Annotated in this window: 16 protein-coding genes; 5 read left to right on the forward strand and 11 right to left on the reverse strand. The window is 48.2% G+C overall.

Annotation, left to right across the window (positions count from 1 at the left end; genetic code table 11):
* Window positions 1-14: 14 nt before the first annotated feature.
* From R6242_RS16510 to R6242_RS16545, 8 genes are all read right to left on the reverse strand, one after another.
* Entirely contained in the window at window positions 15-1,049 is a 1,035-nt protein-coding gene (locus R6242_RS16510) for an iron ABC transporter permease (RefSeq protein ID WP_318428829.1), read from the reverse strand.
* A complete protein-coding gene (locus tag R6242_RS16515) occupies window positions 1,046-2,059 on the reverse strand; it encodes an iron ABC transporter permease (protein WP_318428831.1) in 1,014 nt (337 codons plus the stop codon). Before R6242_RS16515 ends, R6242_RS16510 begins: the two co-directional genes overlap by 4 nt.
* A 333-nt stretch (window positions 2,060-2,392) precedes the next feature.
* Window positions 2,393-3,370 (reverse strand): ABC transporter substrate-binding protein, encoded by a 978-nt coding sequence (locus R6242_RS16520; RefSeq protein WP_318428833.1) that lies wholly within the window; start codon window positions 3,368-3,370, stop codon window positions 2,393-2,395.
* Between the two features lie 59 nt (window positions 3,371-3,429).
* On the reverse strand, window positions 3,430-4,248 hold the full coding sequence (locus R6242_RS16525; protein ID WP_318428836.1) for a siderophore-interacting protein: 819 nt from the start codon (window positions 4,246-4,248) through the stop codon (window positions 3,430-3,432).
* A gap of 184 nt (window positions 4,249-4,432) precedes the next feature.
* Window positions 4,433-5,554, reverse strand: coding sequence for an ABC transporter ATP-binding protein (locus R6242_RS16530; RefSeq protein WP_293933029.1), 1,122 nt, complete (start codon window positions 5,552-5,554; stop codon window positions 4,433-4,435).
* Window positions 5,551-6,201: an ABC transporter permease gene (locus R6242_RS16535; RefSeq protein WP_318428838.1), complete on the reverse strand. Its 651-nt coding sequence runs from the start codon at window positions 6,199-6,201 to the stop codon at window positions 5,551-5,553. The genes R6242_RS16530 and R6242_RS16535 overlap by 4 nt, the downstream gene beginning before the upstream one ends.
* 1 nt (window position 6,202) lies before the next feature.
* Window positions 6,203-7,081, reverse strand: a complete 879-nt coding sequence (locus R6242_RS16540; RefSeq protein WP_318428840.1) for a glycine betaine ABC transporter substrate-binding protein — start codon at window positions 7,079-7,081, stop codon at window positions 6,203-6,205.
* 12 nt (window positions 7,082-7,093) lie between these two features.
* Window positions 7,094-7,795 carry an ABC transporter permease gene (locus R6242_RS16545; RefSeq protein ID WP_318428842.1) on the reverse strand — a complete coding sequence of 234 codons (702 nt, stop codon included), beginning with the start codon at window positions 7,793-7,795 and terminating at the stop codon, window positions 7,094-7,096.
* Between the two features lie 805 nt (window positions 7,796-8,600).
* Between R6242_RS16545 and R6242_RS16550 the strand changes: the two genes are divergently transcribed.
* Both R6242_RS16550 and R6242_RS16555 read left to right on the forward strand, forming a co-directional pair.
* Window positions 8,601-9,566 carry an NAD(P)H-quinone oxidoreductase gene (locus R6242_RS16550; protein WP_318428844.1) on the forward strand — a complete coding sequence of 322 codons (966 nt, stop codon included), beginning with the start codon at window positions 8,601-8,603 and terminating at the stop codon, window positions 9,564-9,566.
* Between the two features lie 223 nt (window positions 9,567-9,789).
* Window positions 9,790-10,287 (forward strand): PEP-CTERM sorting domain-containing protein, encoded by a 498-nt coding sequence (locus R6242_RS16555; protein WP_318428846.1) that lies wholly within the window; start codon window positions 9,790-9,792, stop codon window positions 10,285-10,287.
* 95 nt (window positions 10,288-10,382) lie between these two features.
* Here R6242_RS16555 and R6242_RS16560 read toward each other — a convergent pair whose 3' ends face one another.
* Window positions 10,383-10,985 (reverse strand): glutathione S-transferase family protein, encoded by a 603-nt coding sequence (locus tag R6242_RS16560; protein ID WP_318428848.1) that lies wholly within the window; start codon window positions 10,983-10,985, stop codon window positions 10,383-10,385.
* 238 nt (window positions 10,986-11,223) lie between these two features.
* On the opposite strand from R6242_RS16560, the gene R6242_RS16565 reads away from it, so the two are divergent.
* The 3 genes from R6242_RS16565 to R6242_RS16575 all read left to right on the forward strand — a co-directional run bounded on the left by R6242_RS16565 (window position 11,224) and on the right by R6242_RS16575 (window position 13,703).
* Entirely contained in the window at window positions 11,224-11,451 is a 228-nt protein-coding gene (locus R6242_RS16565) for a hypothetical protein (protein ID WP_318428851.1), read from the forward strand.
* 339 nt (window positions 11,452-11,790) lie between these two features.
* On the forward strand, window positions 11,791-12,204 hold the full coding sequence (locus R6242_RS16570) for a DUF411 domain-containing protein (RefSeq protein WP_318428853.1): 414 nt from the start codon (window positions 11,791-11,793) through the stop codon (window positions 12,202-12,204).
* 11 nt (window positions 12,205-12,215) lie between these two features.
* Window positions 12,216-13,703, forward strand: a complete 1,488-nt coding sequence (locus R6242_RS16575; protein WP_318428856.1) for a multicopper oxidase family protein — start codon at window positions 12,216-12,218, stop codon at window positions 13,701-13,703.
* 74 nt (window positions 13,704-13,777) lie between these two features.
* On the opposite strand, the gene R6242_RS16580 is transcribed toward R6242_RS16575, so the two are convergent.
* Complete coding sequence (locus R6242_RS16580) at window positions 13,778-16,495, reverse strand: response regulator (protein WP_318428859.1); 2,718 nt, start codon at window positions 16,493-16,495, stop codon at window positions 13,778-13,780.
* Window positions 16,492-17,544, reverse strand: coding sequence for a chemotaxis-specific protein-glutamate methyltransferase CheB (gene cheB, locus R6242_RS16585; protein WP_318428861.1), 1,053 nt, complete (start codon window positions 17,542-17,544; stop codon window positions 16,492-16,494). Before cheB ends, R6242_RS16580 begins: the two co-directional genes overlap by 4 nt.
* Window position 17,545 lies beyond the last annotated feature (1 nt).

Genomic DNA, 17,545 nt, shown 5'->3' on the forward strand with positions numbered 1-17,545 from the left:
TTAAATTCTCTTTTTTATTGTTTTGACAACAAAACCCATAGTAAAAACGGCCCACCCAAGATGCTGGTAATCACCCCTACTGGCACTTCAGCGTGGCTACTGGTGATGCGTCCTAGTGTATCGGCACAGATAATCACGATTGCGCCGATCAGGGCAGATCTAAAAATAGGAATATGGGCGGGATCGGCAAAGCGGCTGGCGATGATGGGCGCGGCCAAGGCAATAAAGCCAATAGGGCCGCCAATGGTGACACCCAAACCCGCTAGGCCAATGGTGAGCAGCATAATAAAGAGCTGTGTTTTGCTCACATTCAAGCCAAGGCTGGCGGCTAAGCCTTCTTCAAAGCGTAATAGGGCAAGGCGGCGGCTGAGCAAGAGTGCGGTAGGCAAGAGCAGCGTTAGGCCCAAAGCTGCTGGCAGCGATGCGCTATAGCCTCTGCCAACTAGGCTACCAAGGCTCCATGTATATAGCGTGCTGGCGTGTTGTAAGCTAACGGTAGACATAAGCAGCTCAATCACTGAGCGCAGCATCACGGCAATGGCAAGGCCAATTACCAATACGCGATAACCTTGGCGGCCCCATCGGCCAGCTAGCATAAAAATCAGCAGCGCACAGCCTGCCGCTCCTATCAGGGCAAGCCACCAGCTGCCTAAGATATTGCCAACAATCAGCCCTAGAATAATCGCCAGCGTTGCACCATTGTTAATGCCTAATAAATCAGGGGAAGCTAAGCGATTACGCGCCATGGTTTGGATTAAGCAGCCTGCTGTGCCAAGGGCGGCTCCGGTAATCAAGCCAGCAAAAATACGCGGTAAGCGGATTTCTTGCACTAGCAACAGCGTGCTATGACTGCCTTGGCCAAAAATAGCGGGCAGGGCCGCATTCAGCGGAATAAAAGTAGAGCCAAGTGCCAAAGAGGCGATCACGGCGAGTAGCAAAATTAAGCTGATGACGATGGTGCTAAAAATGGCGCTGTGCGATAGCAGCAAGGAAAAACCTTGGTAGCGAACCACCGTGCTGTCGTGATGGGTTTGAGGCGTATTGATCATATTGTGCTGACTTTGTTAGAACGCACTAGCAAGATTAAAAATGGTGCGCCGATAAAAGCTAAGATCACCCCAACAGGGGAGTCAAAGGGGCGAATTACTAAGCGTGCCAAGATGTCGGCGCTGAGTAAGACCAAAGCACCAATCAGCGCTGCAAGTAAGATTTGGCTAGCAATCCGTGGCCCTACAATATTGCGTGCCGCATAGGGGGCAACAATGCCTAAAAACACCAGCGGCCCCGCTAAGGCAACGGCTACGCCGCTCATCAGTGTTACCGTAAGGGCGATAATGCTGCGGGTTAAGGTGGGATTGTGGCCTAGCGCACGGGCGCTATCATCGCCAAGTAAGAGTGCGGATAAGGGCCTTGCCATAATTAAAGCCAGCAGCAGCGCAAAGACACTGATCGGCAGTAATTGCAGAGTCATGCTAAGGCTCACTCCAGAGAGTGAACCTAATATCCAGAAGCGGTATTGATCGAAAGACGAAATATTGCTCAGCAATAAATACGAGCTTAAGCCTTGAAAGGTAGCGCTGATGGCCACGCCTGCCAGTACCAGCTTTAGTGCACTGGCACGGCTGGCCACCAACAGCACTAAGCCATTGCCGAAGAGCGCCCCGCCAAAAGCCCAGAGCAAATAGGCGTAGCCGTCTTGCGCATTGGCAAAGCTAATCCCAATGACCACGCCCAGTGCGGCCCCAGCATTCACGCCAAGTAAGCCACTTTCTGCCAGTGGATTGCGGGTTGCGGTTTGCAATAGTACCCCTGCACTGCCTAAACAGGCCCCCACCATAATGGCGGCTAAGGTGCGCGGCGCGCGCAAGCTTTGAATTACCATGCTTAATTGTTCATTAGCACGGGCTTGGCTATCGCCAGTTAAATAGGCCAAGCTTTCTTTCATGCCTAAATGGCCTGAACCAATCAGTAAAGATAAAAAAGCAAGGCAAAGTAGTAAAGCCGTTAATAAGAGCATCCAGCGCAGTAGCTGCGCAAGAGTGGGGGCAGAAACCAACACAAAAAACTTCCTTCTGATGTTACGTACACTAAAACCCAAATCTTGAACCACAGAGAACACAGAGAACACAGAGAGCACGAAGTTTCACAGAGAAAAGTGAGTATTAAATTCAGCCGTTTTCTTGGTGTTTTTATTCTCTTTAAACCCAAATGTTGGGTTATGACTCACGGCTGAGCAAGCCTCTGATTAAATTGTCATCCCCGAATGTTTTGATCGGTAATCCAGCGTAAATACTGGATTACCGTCTGTGCGGGAATGGCGAAACTGAATAAATCAGCGTTTCCTTAGCGAATGCCTATGGCCTTTGATGGCTTGAGGGGATTGCTCAAGTGGCTAAAGCTTGGCAAGAGATGCTTTGGGGCTAAGCAAAGATTTTTCTACGTCGTTCAAAATAGCCAGCGCAGCAAGCGGGCCACCCGCGCTGGTCCATAAGGAGCCGTCAATTACCACAACATGGTTTTGTTTAACCGCATTGAGCTGAGCAAACGCAGGGGAATTTTTAACCGTTTTGAGCATATTAGCGGCTTCGCCTTCAGGAGAAAGCGTGCCTAAAAATAACCAATCGGCATCAATCTGATCCAAGGCTTCAAGGCTTAATGGGTGAGAGTGCGCTACACCTGGCTGCATTTGGCTTTTGGGCCGGGCGAGTTGTAAATCGCGGATCACTAAGCTCGCAAAAGCGTCCTTGAACATATAGCCAGGGCCTTTAGGATTCCAGCGCACAATGCTAACCGTTTCATTTTGATGGGCGGCTAGCTTGCCTTGAAGTTGATCCGCACGCTCTTGGTATTGCTTTAAAAAGGCCTTGGCTTCCGCATCGCGGTTTAAATAGCTGGCAAATTGGCTAAAGGCAGCTTTCCATTCGGTGCCATTTTTGATTGAAACCACGGTTGGGGCGATTTTTTGCAGCTGGTTCAAAATTTGTTCATCATTAATGGTGCTGGTGATGATGAGGTCTGGCTGGGCCGCAATCACTTTATCCATGGTGGGCTGGGCAAATGCACCTACGCTGGGTACCTTGGCAGCAAGGGTTTGCAAATAATTGGGTGCTGTTTGTTGGCCTCGACCATTGCTAGTGCCTACGGGCTCAATGCCAAGGGCGAGCAGCGCGTCTAAATCAAACTCTCCTAAAGCAATAATTCTTTGTGGCTTAAGCGGCAGGCTTACTTTGCGCCCCATTGCATCGGTAACGGTGTGCATAGCTACTGGGGCCACGGCTTGGCTCTCTACCGCTTGTTTTGGGCTGAAGCTGAATGCAGCCAAGATAGCCAGTACTAATCCAGTGCCAGCCAAAAGATATTTTTTATTCATAGTGAGGTCATCGCTTGTTAAGAGTGGGCCAATGCTGCGCTTGCAAATAAGGGAGGGGCTTAAGCGGGGGTAAGCACTTCATCCATGGTGCGATGGCGCTCTTCGTGATAGGCCTCTTCGCTGTGTAGGTTTTTCCAGTAGGGCACGGCATAGCAATGACTGACGGCTAGTTTTTTTTCTAGGCGTAGGTAATTACGGATCGATACCACGGCATTTGCTTCGCCTGCCACGGTGGCGGACACCATTTGCTCTGGCCAAGGCAAAGCTAAAACGGCTTGGGGAAGTCGCAAGCTAGGCGTGGGGCTGATTAACCAAGTCAACTTGATGCCTGCCGGATGCTGCAGCATTTGCTGGTCTTGTTCAGATGGAATTTCGATAAAGGCATGGCCAATAGCGCTGTTTGGCAGCATTTCTAGCACTGCAGCAATTAGCGGCAGGGCGGATAAATCACCTGCCAGTAAAAAATACTCGGCATCTGGATTAAAGAGTGCAGGGCCACCAGGGCCACCAAGGCCTACTTCATCGCCAATCTGTGCGTGCTTGGCCCAAAAAGAGGCGGGGCCATATTCATCATGAATCACAAAATCAACGGTGAGCTCTTTACGTTCTTCATTAAATTGCCGAATACTATAGGTGCGCACTAAAGGCCTATCTTGCGCCGCTGGCCAGATCAAACCTTTAGGCCCTGCCGTAGGTAGCGTGAGTGCTTGCCCTTGCTGCGGTAACAGCAGCTTGATATGTGCCCCATTGCTGCCACTAGGAAAGTGTTCTAATTCTGGGCCGCCCAAGGTGAGGCGTTGCAGATGAGGGGTCAGTTGCACACTGTTTAGGACTTGCAATCTACGTGGGGTTTTTTTAGGTGTGGCTTCTTGGCTCATGAGGGCAAACTTCTTTAGGCATTCACAATGCCTCTACCTTATCATGAATGATAATGCTTACCAATTGTATTTATTTTAAAAAAACCCCAGTGCCGTAAGGATTAAGCGACGGCTTGGGGGTTTTGTGGTTAGCAGCCTATCAGGCTTTGGCTGTTGTGACGTAAGCCTAGCAGGCCGCTATAGGCTAGGCGATTGCTGGGCTGCTGAGGTGGCGGGCGATATCGTCTTGCGAGATTTCACCTTGATAGCTGTTTTCGTCGTCCACAATCGGCATCCAAACTAGATTGTGTTCATAGAGCTTAGATAAGATCACACGTAAATTATCGCTGGCTTGAGCCGTTGCTTCAAAAGCATGCACCTTATCCGCACATACTCCTTCTGCATTACGCGCCTCTTTACGCGTCACATAACCTAATGGCTTACCAGCCTCGTCCACAATGGTCAGAAAACGCTGATCATTATCATCCATCAAATTAAATGCTTCTTTCAGCTCGGTGCTTGGTTTGGCTGTGATGGTGGTTTGCCCATCACACACTTGGCCAGCGTTAATCAGCAGCAGGCGTTTTAAAGTGCGATCCTGCCCTACAAAGGAGCCAACAAACTCATCCTTAGGGGCTGCCAGCAGCTGATCTGGGCTGGTGTGCTGCACAATTTTACCCTGCCTAAAGATGGCGATGCTGTCACCCAATTTGATGGCTTCATCGATATCGTGGCTAACCATCAGCACGGTTTTATTGAGTTTACGCTGCATTAGCAGAAATTCGTTTTGGATGGATTCACGGTTAATGGGATCGACCGCGCCAAAAGGTTCGTCCATTAATAAGACCGGTGCATCGGCGGCTAAGGCACGAATCACCCCAATACGCTGCTGCTGTCCGCCAGACATTTCGCGCGGATAGCGGCTTAAAAAGCGCTTAGGATCGAGTGCCACCATATCCATGAGTTCACGCGCACGCTCACGGCTTTTCTTTTTATCCCAGCCTAAAAGACGCGGCACGATGCAGATGTTTTCTTCGATGGTCATGTTCGGGAACAGACCAATCTGCTGAATCACATAACCAATTTGGCGGCGCAGCGCGACCACGTCCATTTCTTGGGTATCTTGCCCATTAATGAGGATGCGGCCAGAAGTGGGTGTAATCAGGCGGTTAACCATTTTTAGCGTGGTGGTTTTGCCGCAGCCTGACGGCCCGAGCAGCACGCAAATTTTGCCTTCTTCTACATGCAGGTTCACATCATTGACCGCTTGCATGCTCTGGCCATTTTTTTGGGTGAAAGTCTTGCTGAGGTTTTCGAGCTTAATCATGAGCGGATACCTTTAGGAGTGAGGTAGTGCTGGATGCAGTTAAGGATGAGATCCATCACAATGGCGAGTAGGCTGATCATCACTGCGCCGACGATAAGTTGGCGGATGTCACTCTGACTAATGCCATGCAAAATCAACAGGCCAAGGCCGCCTGCGCCGATGGTGCTGGCAATCGCCATCACCCCAATATTCATCACCACGGCGGTGCGAATTCCGCCAAAAATCAGGGGCACGGCCAGCGGTAGCTCTACCCAGCACAGGCGCTGAAAAAAGCTCATGCCTAGGCCTTTGCATGATTCGCGAATGCCTGGATCGATCTGCTGCAAGGCGGTATGGGTATTGCGGATAATGGGCAGTAGTGAGTATAAAAACACCGCCGAAATAGCCGGAACATAGCCAATCCCTTGATTAATCAGCGAGAAAAGCGGGATCATTAGGCCAAATAGCGCAATCGATGGGGTGGTTAAAATCACGGTGGCAAGGCCCAGCACCCAAGGGGCGAGCGCGGGCAGCCGCACAATCAACACACCAATGGGCACGCCTAGTACGATGGCAAGGCCAACGGCGATCGAGACCAGCATCATGTGTTCGCGAGTAAGCCCTAGAATAAAGCTGCTGTTTTCCCAAGCGTAATGAAAGATTTCCATATTATTTTCCTTTGATCAGGCCCTGATCCATCAGGAACTGGCTTGCTACGTCGTCAACACGCTGGTGTTCAATATCAACTTTTGCGTTCAAGGTGATGATGGTTTCGTTATTGAGCAGGGCAGAAAGCGTATTCATTGCTTCTTCAAGGCCGGGGTGGGCGTCCAGCACGCTTTTTTCAACGACAGGTGTGGCGGCGTAGCTGGGGAAAAAATGCAGATCGTCTGCCACAACCAGCAGATCAAACCCTTTTACTCGGCCATCTGTTGAGTAAACCAGCCCTACTTCTGTAAAGCCATCACGAATGGCGTTGTAAACAAGACCGGAATTCATTTGCTTCATTTGCGGACGGTCTAACTTAAGTTGGTATTTTTCCTGCATTGGCTTTAAGCCATCAGGGCGGCCGGCAAACTCAATATCTAGCCCCAGTTTCCATTCTTTATGCTGATTAAACGCTTGAACCATCTCCGACATATTGGTGATGCCTAGCTCTTCTGCACGTTTACGCTGCATCGCAAAAGCGTAGGTATTGTTTAAAGCGGCTGGTTTTAGCCAGATCAAGCCATTTTTAACGTCCAGCTCTTTTACCTTGGCATAGCTTTGCTCTGGGTTCACTTCGCTAAGCTTGTGATACACAATCAGCGCGGTACCGGTGTAATCCCAAACCATATCCAGCTGCTTATTCACCAGTGCGCCACGCATAATGATGCTGGGCAGATCGGTGGTGGTGGTGACTTCAAAGCCCTTTTCAGTAAGGTAGAGGCGCGTCATTGCAGAGAGTAAATGCTGCTCGGTAAAGTCTTTGCTACCTAAGCGAATCGGTGCTGCGCTGGCAAAATTAGCCGCTAGAATAAGGCCGATGCTGATGATAAGTCGTTTCATGGCAGTTTCCTTTTAGTTTGCAGCTCGTTTGGCAAAGACGCGTCCAAGGCCCGCAATGGCTTGATCAAGCGCCAAGGCCACAATGGCGGTTGCCCCTGCGCCAACCAGAAGCTGGGTCTGATTATTTAAGAAAATGCCGGGGAAAATCAGCTCGCCATAACTACTGGCTCCAATCAAGAAGGTGAGTGGCACAGTACCCACATTGATCACCATTGCCATACGTACTCCAACCAAAATAACGGGGGCGGCATTAGGTAGCTCAACAAAATACAGGCTTTGTCTTGGCGTCATACCTAGGCCACGGGCGGCTTCCAGTAAGGCAGGTGATACGCCACACAGGCCGGTATACGTGTTACGAACAATGGGCAGCAGCGAGGCTAAGAAAAGGGCGATAACGGCGGGCTGATCGCCAATGCCAACCAGCACCATGGCCAGTGCCAGTACGGCAAGTGGGGGCAGGGTATTGCCGACGTTAAAGATTTGCAGAATTGGCTCGGCAAAGCGCTTGGCCCAGCTGCGGCTGAGGATGACCCCCGCAGGTAGCCCAACAATCAGAGCAAGAAACATCGAATAAGCAACTAAGCGCAGATGCTGCTGCCCTAGGTAAATTAGATCGCTCTGATAAGTTTTTAGCCAAGCTGGATGCGATTGAATGATGGCGAAAATTGCCGCCAAAAAGACGACGAATCCACCACGTTTTAGGTACACAGACATGTGCATACTCCTTCTTGTAGAGCGGTCAAAACCGCTCGCAATGATGAGAGTGACAACTTAAGAATTGAGGGTTGCCTTACTTAGGCTGGTTTTGCTGCATGTATGCAGTAAAACTTAACGCGCCCTAACGATTAAAAAATCGCATATGGAGATTGCACTGGCTGAGGACGTAATGATGTTTTACGACCCGTTTCGATAAAAATCAGTGGCTAAGCGCCGCGATATCGTCAGTGCAAATCGAAAGGCTTTAGGCCTTGATCACCGCTGTATGCAGAGTGATTTTTTTAGAAGAGGACAGTTTTTAGCATGTGCTTACACTGGGCAGCAATGTAAATGAAGCAACTTGTAAATATTGGCGAAGCTTTTTTTGTGCCGTTTGGGGATGAAAAATCAATCTAGCTGATGATGTTTCTGCTCTTCAATTTGCTTTTTACAGCGGCGTCTACAAACAAAATGTAGGGGCAAGCACTGCTTGCTGCGCCCTAGCTGAACAGGGCGCAGCATATTGGCCTACATGCAATAAGTAGATAGGCAAAAGTTTTCTTGCATCGTTGTCTTGCCTTGTCGTACTAACTGTACTGCCTGCGGCTTCGACGCCTTGCCATAAAACTTTTGCACAAGTACTTAGATGGCTTGGTTTGAGTAAGAGACATAATCAGGAAAACTGTTGCCAGCAAAGCGCTTAAAACCTGATGGAGTAAGTTTTTTGACAGCAAATATAGGGCTTTTTTCTTTGGCTTGTGTAATGCATTGTGACAGTATGGGCTGATTCAATATTTTGTTTACATCATTTAGGTGGCTATCTATGCGTGCAGTGATCCAGACCAAATCATTACTTTCTTTAGGCCAAGCTGAGCAGCCCCAAGTGCAGGCTGGGCAGTTATTGATTCAAGTTTATGCTGCGGGGATTAATCGGGCAGATTTAGCCCAAGCTGCAGGGCGTTACCCGCCCCCAGCAGGTGATTCACCTATCTTGGGTTTAGAAGCAGCGGGTGTGGTGAGTGCTGTGGGTGAGGGCGTTGATGATTTTGCCCTAGGGGACCAGGTATTTGGCTTAGTGGGCGGGGGCGCTTATGCAGAATATTGCCTTTTAGAAACTAGCCTTGCCATGAAAATACCTGCAGGGCTGTCTTTTACTGATGCAGCCAGCCTGCCTGAAGCATGGATGACCGCATGGTTTAATTTGGTCAAAATTGGTGGCCTAAAAGCAGGCCAGCGGGTGCTGATTCATGCAGGGGCCAGTGGCGTAGGGGCGGCAGGCATTCAGTTGGCTAAGCATTTGGGCGCTTGGGTTGCCACCACGGCAGGCGGTGCTTTGAAAGGTGAATTCTGCCGCCAGCTTGGGGCTGATCTAGTGGTGGATTACCAACGGGATGATTTTGCCGTCATCGTCAAAGAAGCCGGTGGTGTGGATTTGATTTTGGATGGAGTAGGTGGTGATTATCTCGCTAAAAATCAAGCTTGCTTGAATATGGATGGGCAGATTGTGTTGATTGGCTTATTACGCGGCATGAGTGCTGAAGCAAATCTTGGCTTACTGCTGATGAAGCGCCAGCGTATTACCGGCTCCACCCTTAGGGCACAGCCTTTGACCATAAAGGCGGAATTAGCAGCGGCGCTGCGTGAGAAATTGCTACCTTTAATCGCCATTGGCGATTTAAAAATAACAATTGATTGTGTTTTTGATTGGGAAAAAGTGGCCGAAGCCCACCAATACATTACAGAAAGTCGTAATTTAGGAAAGGTAGTATTAGGTATTATTAATGGATAATTAAAAAGTTAATTAATTATCTAGTTATCTAGTATTTAAATAATAATGATTTACTTAAATGCGATAGTAAAAAATATTTGCTAAATAAGAGATGCCTGTTTGTTTTGTAGAGTTTGATTAACTAATATATGGATTGTTCGCTTGTGCTTTGTTGTAAATGCTTGTGTAAGCAGAAGTGAAATATTGTTTGTCACTTTATAAAAAATTCTAGGGGTAGTAATAAATGAATATATTAAAAACACTTATGGTAGGTGCCATGTTTATGGCGTGCACAACAGCTTTTTCTGCACCTGCTACGGATGTCACTTTTGAAGAAGGCGTTGCAACGGATGGTTTTAAAGTAACAAAAGCAAATAATTTTGATTTTTCTATTAATTTTGGGCCAGTATTAAATCAAGGTTATTTGACTTGGTCTGTTGTGCAAAACGCATACAATACCGCCCATAAGCCAACAGCGCTTGCATCTGTGAGTATATGGTTAGACGGTGTAAAGCTTGATTCATTCACCAATCAAAAAAACTATGAAAATAGCCTGACTTTGGCGAATCTAACTGGCACGCATTTTCTACAATTTAAGACCAGCACAAAAAATGGTTATATTGGTGCTGGCTCTTTTAGTATTGTGCCAGCTGTGCCTGTTCCAGAGCCAGAAACATATGCCTTAATGGGCTTAGGTTTATTGGGCTTGCTTGCTACTCGCCGCCACAAGTTAGTTAAATAATTTGCGGTTTGGCGTATTGCCGCAAAGCGGTATTAAAAAGGCCATCATTTAATTAAATGATGGCCTTTATGTATTATCCACACCGCTGTTTATTATTAAATGCCTTGCATTGCAATATTAGGGCTCTGCCAGTGTGGGAGTTGGCGTATTGCGCTAAGCCAGCGCTTAATATTGGGCCAGTCTGTTTCTACAATACTGATTTGATCAAGCCAAAATAAATAGGCCGAGCAGCTAATATCTGCAATGCTTGGCTCTGATGCCAGTAAAAAATCTCTGCCAGCTAGTTGGTCTTCTAGCGTTGCCAGATCGGCCAGTAGCCGTGCATGTAAATAGGCCATAACCTCGGGGGCTTGGGGTGACCAGTGTAGGGCAAAGCGGTAGTTGGGCACGCTAAAGCCGATGCGGTTGGCCTCCCAAGCTAGCCATTCCAGCGCCGCTTGTTGCTCTTTGCCCCCCGTGAACTGGCCACTTTGCTGGGCAAGGCAACTTAGAATCGCATTGGATTGGCAGAGCACCTTACCTTGATGCACTAAAACAGGCACTTCGCCAAAGGGGCTGGCCGCAATAAACGCGGCGGGCCGTTGCTGCCGAGCTAGGCTGAGATCAATCCATTGATAGCGATGCGGGGTGGCCGTAAGCAAAAGGAATGAGCGGATTTTATAAGAATGGCCAGAGTCGGTACTGCCATAGAGAAGCATACAAGCATTGCCTAAATGATTGAGGGAGCGATAGTGGCTATCTGTACATTCAAAATATCAGTGATTAAGTGAGTGTAAAACCACTTTTAAGTTATGTGTAATTTTTCAAATGCCCCGTTTTTGCTTGCAGTGCTACAATCAAGGGATGAAAAAAGTGTGGCTTTTCTTATTGCTAGTGTCAGTACTGTCGTTGAATACGGCAGGCTGGCTTGCGTCTGCCGCTAGCACGCCTTGCCACATGGCTGAGTCTCATGAAACGTGTCAGATGGACTCTGCCATGCTGGATATGGCAGACTGCTTGCAAACATGTATTAGCCATTATCCAGCCTTGCCAAATGCGGTTTCTACGGCTGCTTTTACGCTTACCCAGCCAGCTTTCAGCGCTGCGCTCGTCTATTTTTTGCCTGACCCTCCTCTTGAATCTCCTTATAAGCCACCTACTTTCGGTGCGGTTGCTTCGTCCTAGTTTCTTCCTTATACACGAGATGTTTTGTAGGGCGGGTCGCCCTCAATCCTATCAACTTAAGCGATATGCCATTCGTAGGGCGGGTGAAACCCGCGAGTGATGTTGAAAAAAACGCGGGTTGCACCCGCCCTACGATGCTTCAATGCGTGCAATAGATAGATCTACGTTGATCGTTTAAGGTTTAACGATTAACAGTGCTCTTAAGTTGATAGGATTGGGGTCACCCTCGCCTGAACGGTTGCGTTCTAAATGGCTGTTTGATTTGGAAGCAACGCCTTGTGCTTATTTAAAACGGGCTGCTGCACGTCTGTAGCTTGCTGTTTTATAAGAGATTTAATCATGAAAAAATTATTTTTAGTGTTGCTACTTTCCCAACCGGCCTTCGCGGCGATCAATGCCACCCTTTATAAAGATCCTCATTGTGGCTGCTGCGAGGAGTACGTGAAGTATCTTGAAAAAAATGGTTTTAAAGTAAAAGCAGTTAATAGCACGGATATGTCTAGCCTTAAAAAGCAATATGGCTCGGCACAGTTGGCCAGCTGCCATACCACACGCATCGGCCAATACACGGTAGAAGGCCATGTGCCGGTGCCGGCGATTCATAAATTACTCAAAGAAAAACCGCAAATTGCCGGTATTAGCGCGCCTGGCATGCCGCAAAATTCGCCTGGAATGGGGCCAGAAATCAAAGGTAGCTTAAAGATTTATGAGCTGGGCCAGTCGGCAGAACCTAAACTTTTTTCGATTGAATAGAGGCTGTTGATATGGATCGCAGACATTTTTTACACGCAAGCCTTGTATCAGCAGGCTTTGCGTTGATATCAAAGCCTATTTGGGCTGCCATGCAGCATGGCGCGCATAGCCAAATGCCGAGTATGCCTTTGAAAATAGCGGCAGATAATCTACCGCTGCTGGCCGCCGATGCGCTGCCAGCTGGCCAGCCCCATGCTGCTTTATATCGCTTGCCTAATCTCAGCTCCAAAAAGGGTGTGGTGGCCGCAACACTCACGGCAGAGCCTTATGAAGTAGAGCTGCTGCCAGGTAAAAAGACCACGATATGGGCGTATAACCAGCATATCCCTGGCCCGCTGATTGAGGCTTTTGAGGGCGATAGCGTAGAGATTCGCTTTATTAATAAGTTAGCTCAGCCCACCACGGTGCACTGGCACGGCTTGCCGGTGCCATCTGATCAAGATGGCAACCCGCAAGATGCGGTGCCGGTAGGGGGCGAACGGCTGTATCGGTTTACGCTGCCTAAGGGCTGCGCAGGCACGTATTGGTATCACCCGCACCCGCATGGCGATACGGCGGAGCAAGTTTATCGTGGCTTAGCTGGGCTATTTATTGTGCGGGCTAAAAACGATGTGCTGGCGCATCTGCCCGAGCAGCATTTGGTGATCTCTGATCTAAAACTCGCTGCCGATGGCAGCATTCCAGACAACAGCATGAATGACTGGATGAATGGCCGAGAAGGGCAGTTTGTGCTGGTCAATGGCCAACGCCAGCCATTGATTAAAGTGGGCGAGGCGCAGCGTTGGCGCATTTGGAATGCCTGCAGCGCTCGTTATCTGCGCCTAGCTATACCTAGCAGAAAAATCATTCTACTGGGTTCAGATGGCGGTTTGTTGGAAAAAGCCCAGCAGCTAGATGAGCTATTGCTAGCACCAGGGTCGCGTGCAGAATGGCTTGTGGCAGGGGTGGAAGGTGAAATCAGTTTAATGGCCATGGCTTACGAGCGGCATAAAATGGGTGCAGTTGCGCCTGAGCAAGACATTACGCTGGCCACCATTCAATTCACCCAAGGCAGCAGCGTCAAACTGCCAGAGCGCTTACGCAGCTTGCCACCCAAGCGCATTCCCGTGGCTAAAAAGCGGGTGGTTTTTAGCGAAACCATGAGCATGGAAGGCGGCCAGCATGCCATGCAGTTTTTGGTAAATGGCAAAAGCTACGATATGCAGCGGGTCGATCTTGTCAGCCGATTAGGGGATACCGAGTTATGGGAGATCTTTAACGATTCGCATATGGATCACCCATTTCATCTGCACGGCATGCAGTTTGAAATGATAGATAGTACGCTCAAAGGCAAAACCAGCCCCGCGCCGTGGCGTGCTTTGATAGATACTTTTAATCTGCTACCCCAGCAAAGCGCCCGTATCTTAGTGACGCAGCAGCACAAAGGTTTGCGCATGTTTCACTGCCATATTTTGGAGCACGAAGGGCAAGGCATGATGGGGCAGGTGTTGGTGAAGTAAGGTAATGGCGGCCCGCGGAATCTGGCCGCCAAATAATGATGATGGATATCCAGCCAAGCAAGGTAGCCTGCGGTTTAAATCTCGAGTTGTACTTCTAGCTCTTGAATTAACATCGCCAAAATAACGCCCAGCGTGTTGATTAGATTATCTATATCTTGTCTATTGGTATGGTTTTTGAGGGCGTTTTCTAGCATGGCGGCAAGCTCCTGCACAAAATCAGCACCTGCATAGCTTGATGTGCTTTTTAAGGTATGCGCTAAGCGCTCGGCAGTGGCCCAGTCATCTTGTTTAAGTGCCTCGCTTATTTCTTCGGCGGTTGATTTTTGTGCAATGGTGTATTTGCGCAGAATAGACAAATAAAGATCTTGTTTCCCCATGCACAGGCGTAAACCTTCTTCAACATTCAGGCCTTCAATATGGGATGGCAGCTTGGTTGGAATAGGTTTGGGCAAGGCAGCAACGGGGGGCGGAGCTGCAGCTGGGCCTGCGGTGGCAGGGGTGCACCATTTTTGTAATACCTGCCAAAGTGTGTCAGGGTCTATGGGCTTGGTGATGAAATCATTCATCCCCGCTGCGGTGCAATTATCTCGGTCGCTTTGCATGGCATTTGCGGTCATGGCCAGAATGGGAATACGGCTTAGCCGCTCAATTTTTCTGATTTCGCGGGTTGCAGTGATGCCATCCATAACGGGCATTTGCATATCCATCAGAATGACATCGTAAATAGCTGCCTGCGCCATAGTTAAAGCCATTTCGCCGTGATCGGCAATCGCCACCACGATGCCGGCAGCAGATAATATTTCACTGGCAACCTGCTGATTTAACTCATTATCTTCTACTAGTAAAATACGTTTCCCTTTAAACAGATCCTGCGGGTGTTTTTCTGCTGCAGGCTGATAGCAATCCATTTTTTCTGCGCTATCGCTTAATACCCGAATCACCATGTCAAATAATTGCGAAGCCTGCACCGGCTTAACTAAAATATTTTTAATACCAATGGCCTGAGCTTGGGGTTGCAGATCGCCACCGTCATAAGCCGTCACCATCACGACTTTGGGCGGTGGGGATAAATTCATGGCAAAAATGTGCTGCGCCGTTGTAAGACCGTCCATTTCTGGCATTTTCCAGTCGACAAGCACCACATCAAAGGGTGTGTGTTGCGCATTTTGCTGGCGGATGGCGGCTAATGCGGCTTGGCCTGAATCGACCGCGGTGGCTTTAAATGACATGCTGGCTAATAAATCGTGCATGACCTCACGGGCGCTTTCTATATCATCAACCACCAAGATATTGCGGCCACGCAAATCAGGCTTTGGGGTTAAAAAGGCGGTGGTGTTTTTTGCAATACCTAAGCGGGCAGTAAACCAGAATGTACTGCCTTTGCCTGGCTCGCTTTCTACACCTACATCACCTTGCATTAATTCGGCTAATTTTTTGGCAATAACTAGCCCTAATCCAGTGCCGCCATATTTGCGCGTGGTGCTGGAATCAGCCTGTTGAAAAGACTGAAATAATTTACCGATTTGCTCCTTGCTTAGCCCAATGCCAGTGTCTTTTACCGCAAAGTAAACAAAGACATCATGCTCTGTTTTTTCTTTTACTTTAATAATAACTTTGATAACACCCTGTTCGGTAAATTTAACCGCATTATTGGCATAATTGATGAGCGCCTGGCCAAGGCGGGTGGGGTCGCCAATTAAGTTTTTTGGCAAATCACGGTCAATATCAAAAACTAATTCTAAACCTCGGGCAACGGCTTTTTCACTAATCAGGTTTGCAACATTATCCATGACTTTTTCTAATGAGAAATCAACGTTTTCTATGTCTAATTTTCCAGCTTCTATTTTAGAAAAATCTAAAATATCATTGATAATGCCTAGTAAATGCTTGCCAGCACCTTGCACTTTGTTAATATAGTCTCTTTGTTTTTCAGTTAAATCTGTTTTTTGCGCCAAATGCGAAAGGCCGATAATTGCATTCATTGGGGTGCGTATTTCATGGCTCATTGAGGCAAGAAATTCACTTTTAGCCTTGGTGGCCTGTTCTGCCGCATCACGGGCTTTTTCTAAATCGTCATAGCTTAGTTTTAACTGTGCAGTACGCTCTTCTACTCGGCTCTCTAATTCCATATTAAGCCTGAGTATTTTTTTTTCCGCTTCTTGTTGTTCTGCTACTTTTTTAGATAATTCAATGGTTCTTGTCGCGACTTTTTGCTCCAGTATCTCGTTTGCTGCGCGGATATGCTCCTGCATTTCTAAAAGTTTATTATTGTTCTGTACTGCTGTTTCATAAATAGACAGCAATAAGCTTAGAATATGTTGCTTATCTGATTTTATTGAGTATTTTTCGCCAGAGAAAAATACCGGTACACCTTCAGCTTCTTCATAGTTTTTATACATATCCCGACTAAGCAACATGTATTTAATTCGTAGCAGTAAATCGCCAGTGTCATAAGGCTTGGTCATGAAATTATCAGCTTGGCAATCTAGCCCTTTAATCACGTCTTTTACATCAGTTAATGAAGTAAGCAAAATAACTGGAATATCTTGTAGGATGGGGTTTTGTTTTATTTGATGGCATAGCTCAAAGCCATTCATATTGGGCATGTTGATATCGCTGATTACAATATCTGGCTGCTGATTGCGTGTTATTTCTAATCCTTCACTGCCATTTTTTGCCAGCAAGACTTGGTAGCCTTCCGCCAGCAAAATCCGTTTCAGCATGGTGGCTTGAATGGCGCTGTCTTCAACAATTAACACTGAAGTGACTGGGCCGTTATCCAATGCGCTCATTTTGCGGTGCTCCTAGCTTCACGGCAGCACAGGCCGGTTAAGTGCGGGGCAATATCATCTAAGGCCAGTATCCGTTTGGCCGCTCCTAGCGCGATTGCTTGTTTAGGCATGCCAAAAACTACGCAGCTGCTTTCACTCTGGGCAATGGTGGTTCCCCCAGCCTTACTAATTGCTAACATACCATCCGCCCCATCATCGCCCATTCCTGTCAGTAAAACTGCGATCTGTTTGTCACCAAACTGCTCAGCTGCTGATTGCATTGTAGTGCTGACTGAGGGGCAATGCCCCTTATTAGGGGTGTTGCTGCGGATTAAAAAATGACCATAAGCATCAAACTCTAGCTGCATTCTTTCCTGTGGAAAATAAACATTGCCCGCCACTGGGGCGGTTCCTGCCTGCGCAATCTGGCAGTTTAAGGCGCATTTTTCCCCCAGCCACGAGATCAGGTTATGCAAAAAGCCATCGCTGATATGCTGAATGCAAACGATGGGCAGGGGAAAATCTGCAGGCAGTTGCGACAAAATAGTGAGCAAGGCCTGCGGGCCGCCGGTGGATGAGCCAATAATTAATAGGCGATTATCGTTTTGCGCCGAGGTGCTAGCGGTGGGCAGGAGCTGGCCTGGCGCTTTGCGCCGAAAAACATGAACGCCAGCCAGAATGCGGATTTTGCTGATGAGTTCGCGGGCTATTTCACCATAGATGCCTTCCTGCTCTAGCTTAGGCTTGGTGACAATATCTAAAGCTCCGGCTTCGAGTAGTTTAAACACATTAGCTGAGCCTGGCTGCGCCGATACGCTGATGACTAGGATAGGGCGAGGATGATGCGTCATGATGTTTTGTATCAGCTCTAAGCCATCCATTCCTGGCATATGAAAATCGGTGCAGACTACGGCGGGGTTAAGGCTGGCTATCATTTTTAAAGCTTGCTTGCCATCGCTGGCGCTGCCGATGACTTCAATATCTGCGGCCTGCGCCAGTATTTTTATCAGAATACGGATGGCGATGGGGGAGTCATCGACTAACAATACGCGCGTTTTGGCTGCCTGCATT

The sequence above is a fragment of the Iodobacter sp. CM08 genome, from assembly GCF_033446605.1.
Lineage (GTDB): Bacteria > Pseudomonadota > Gammaproteobacteria > Burkholderiales > Chitinibacteraceae > Iodobacter.

Bases quoted from the DNA above. Each gene is read 5' to 3' on its own strand.
- cheB (WP_318428861.1), bottom strand. From the start codon at position 17,544: ATGCAGGCAGCCAAAACGCGCGTATTGTTAGTCGATGACTCCCCCATC.
- R6242_RS16520 (WP_318428833.1), bottom strand. From the start codon at position 3,370: ATGAATAAAAAATATCTTTTGGCTGGCACTGGATTAGTACTGGCTATC.
- R6242_RS16545 (WP_318428842.1), bottom strand. From the start codon at position 7,795: ATGTCTGTGTACCTAAAACGTGGTGGATTCGTCGTCTTTTTGGCGGCA.
- R6242_RS16555 (WP_318428846.1), top strand. From the start codon at position 9,790: ATGAATATATTAAAAACACTTATGGTAGGTGCCATGTTTATGGCGTGC.
- R6242_RS16530 (WP_293933029.1), bottom strand. From the start codon at position 5,554: ATGATTAAGCTCGAAAACCTCAGCAAGACTTTCACCCAAAAAAATGGC.
- R6242_RS16580 (WP_318428859.1), bottom strand. From the start codon at position 16,495: ATGAGCGCATTGGATAACGGCCCAGTCACTTCAGTGTTAATTGTTGAA.
- R6242_RS16550 (WP_318428844.1), top strand. From the start codon at position 8,601: ATGCGTGCAGTGATCCAGACCAAATCATTACTTTCTTTAGGCCAAGCT.
- R6242_RS16565 (WP_318428851.1), top strand. From the start codon at position 11,224: ATGGCTGAGTCTCATGAAACGTGTCAGATGGACTCTGCCATGCTGGAT.
- R6242_RS16570 (WP_318428853.1), top strand. From the start codon at position 11,791: ATGAAAAAATTATTTTTAGTGTTGCTACTTTCCCAACCGGCCTTCGCG.
- R6242_RS16525 (WP_318428836.1), bottom strand. From the start codon at position 4,248: ATGAGCCAAGAAGCCACACCTAAAAAAACCCCACGTAGATTGCAAGTC.
- R6242_RS16560 (WP_318428848.1), bottom strand. From the start codon at position 10,985: ATGCTTCTCTATGGCAGTACCGACTCTGGCCATTCTTATAAAATCCGC.
- R6242_RS16535 (WP_318428838.1), bottom strand. From the start codon at position 6,201: ATGGAAATCTTTCATTACGCTTGGGAAAACAGCAGCTTTATTCTAGGG.
- R6242_RS16540 (WP_318428840.1), bottom strand. From the start codon at position 7,081: ATGAAACGACTTATCATCAGCATCGGCCTTATTCTAGCGGCTAATTTT.
- R6242_RS16510 (WP_318428829.1), bottom strand. From the start codon at position 1,049: ATGATCAATACGCCTCAAACCCATCACGACAGCACGGTGGTTCGCTAC.
- R6242_RS16575 (WP_318428856.1), top strand. From the start codon at position 12,216: ATGGATCGCAGACATTTTTTACACGCAAGCCTTGTATCAGCAGGCTTT.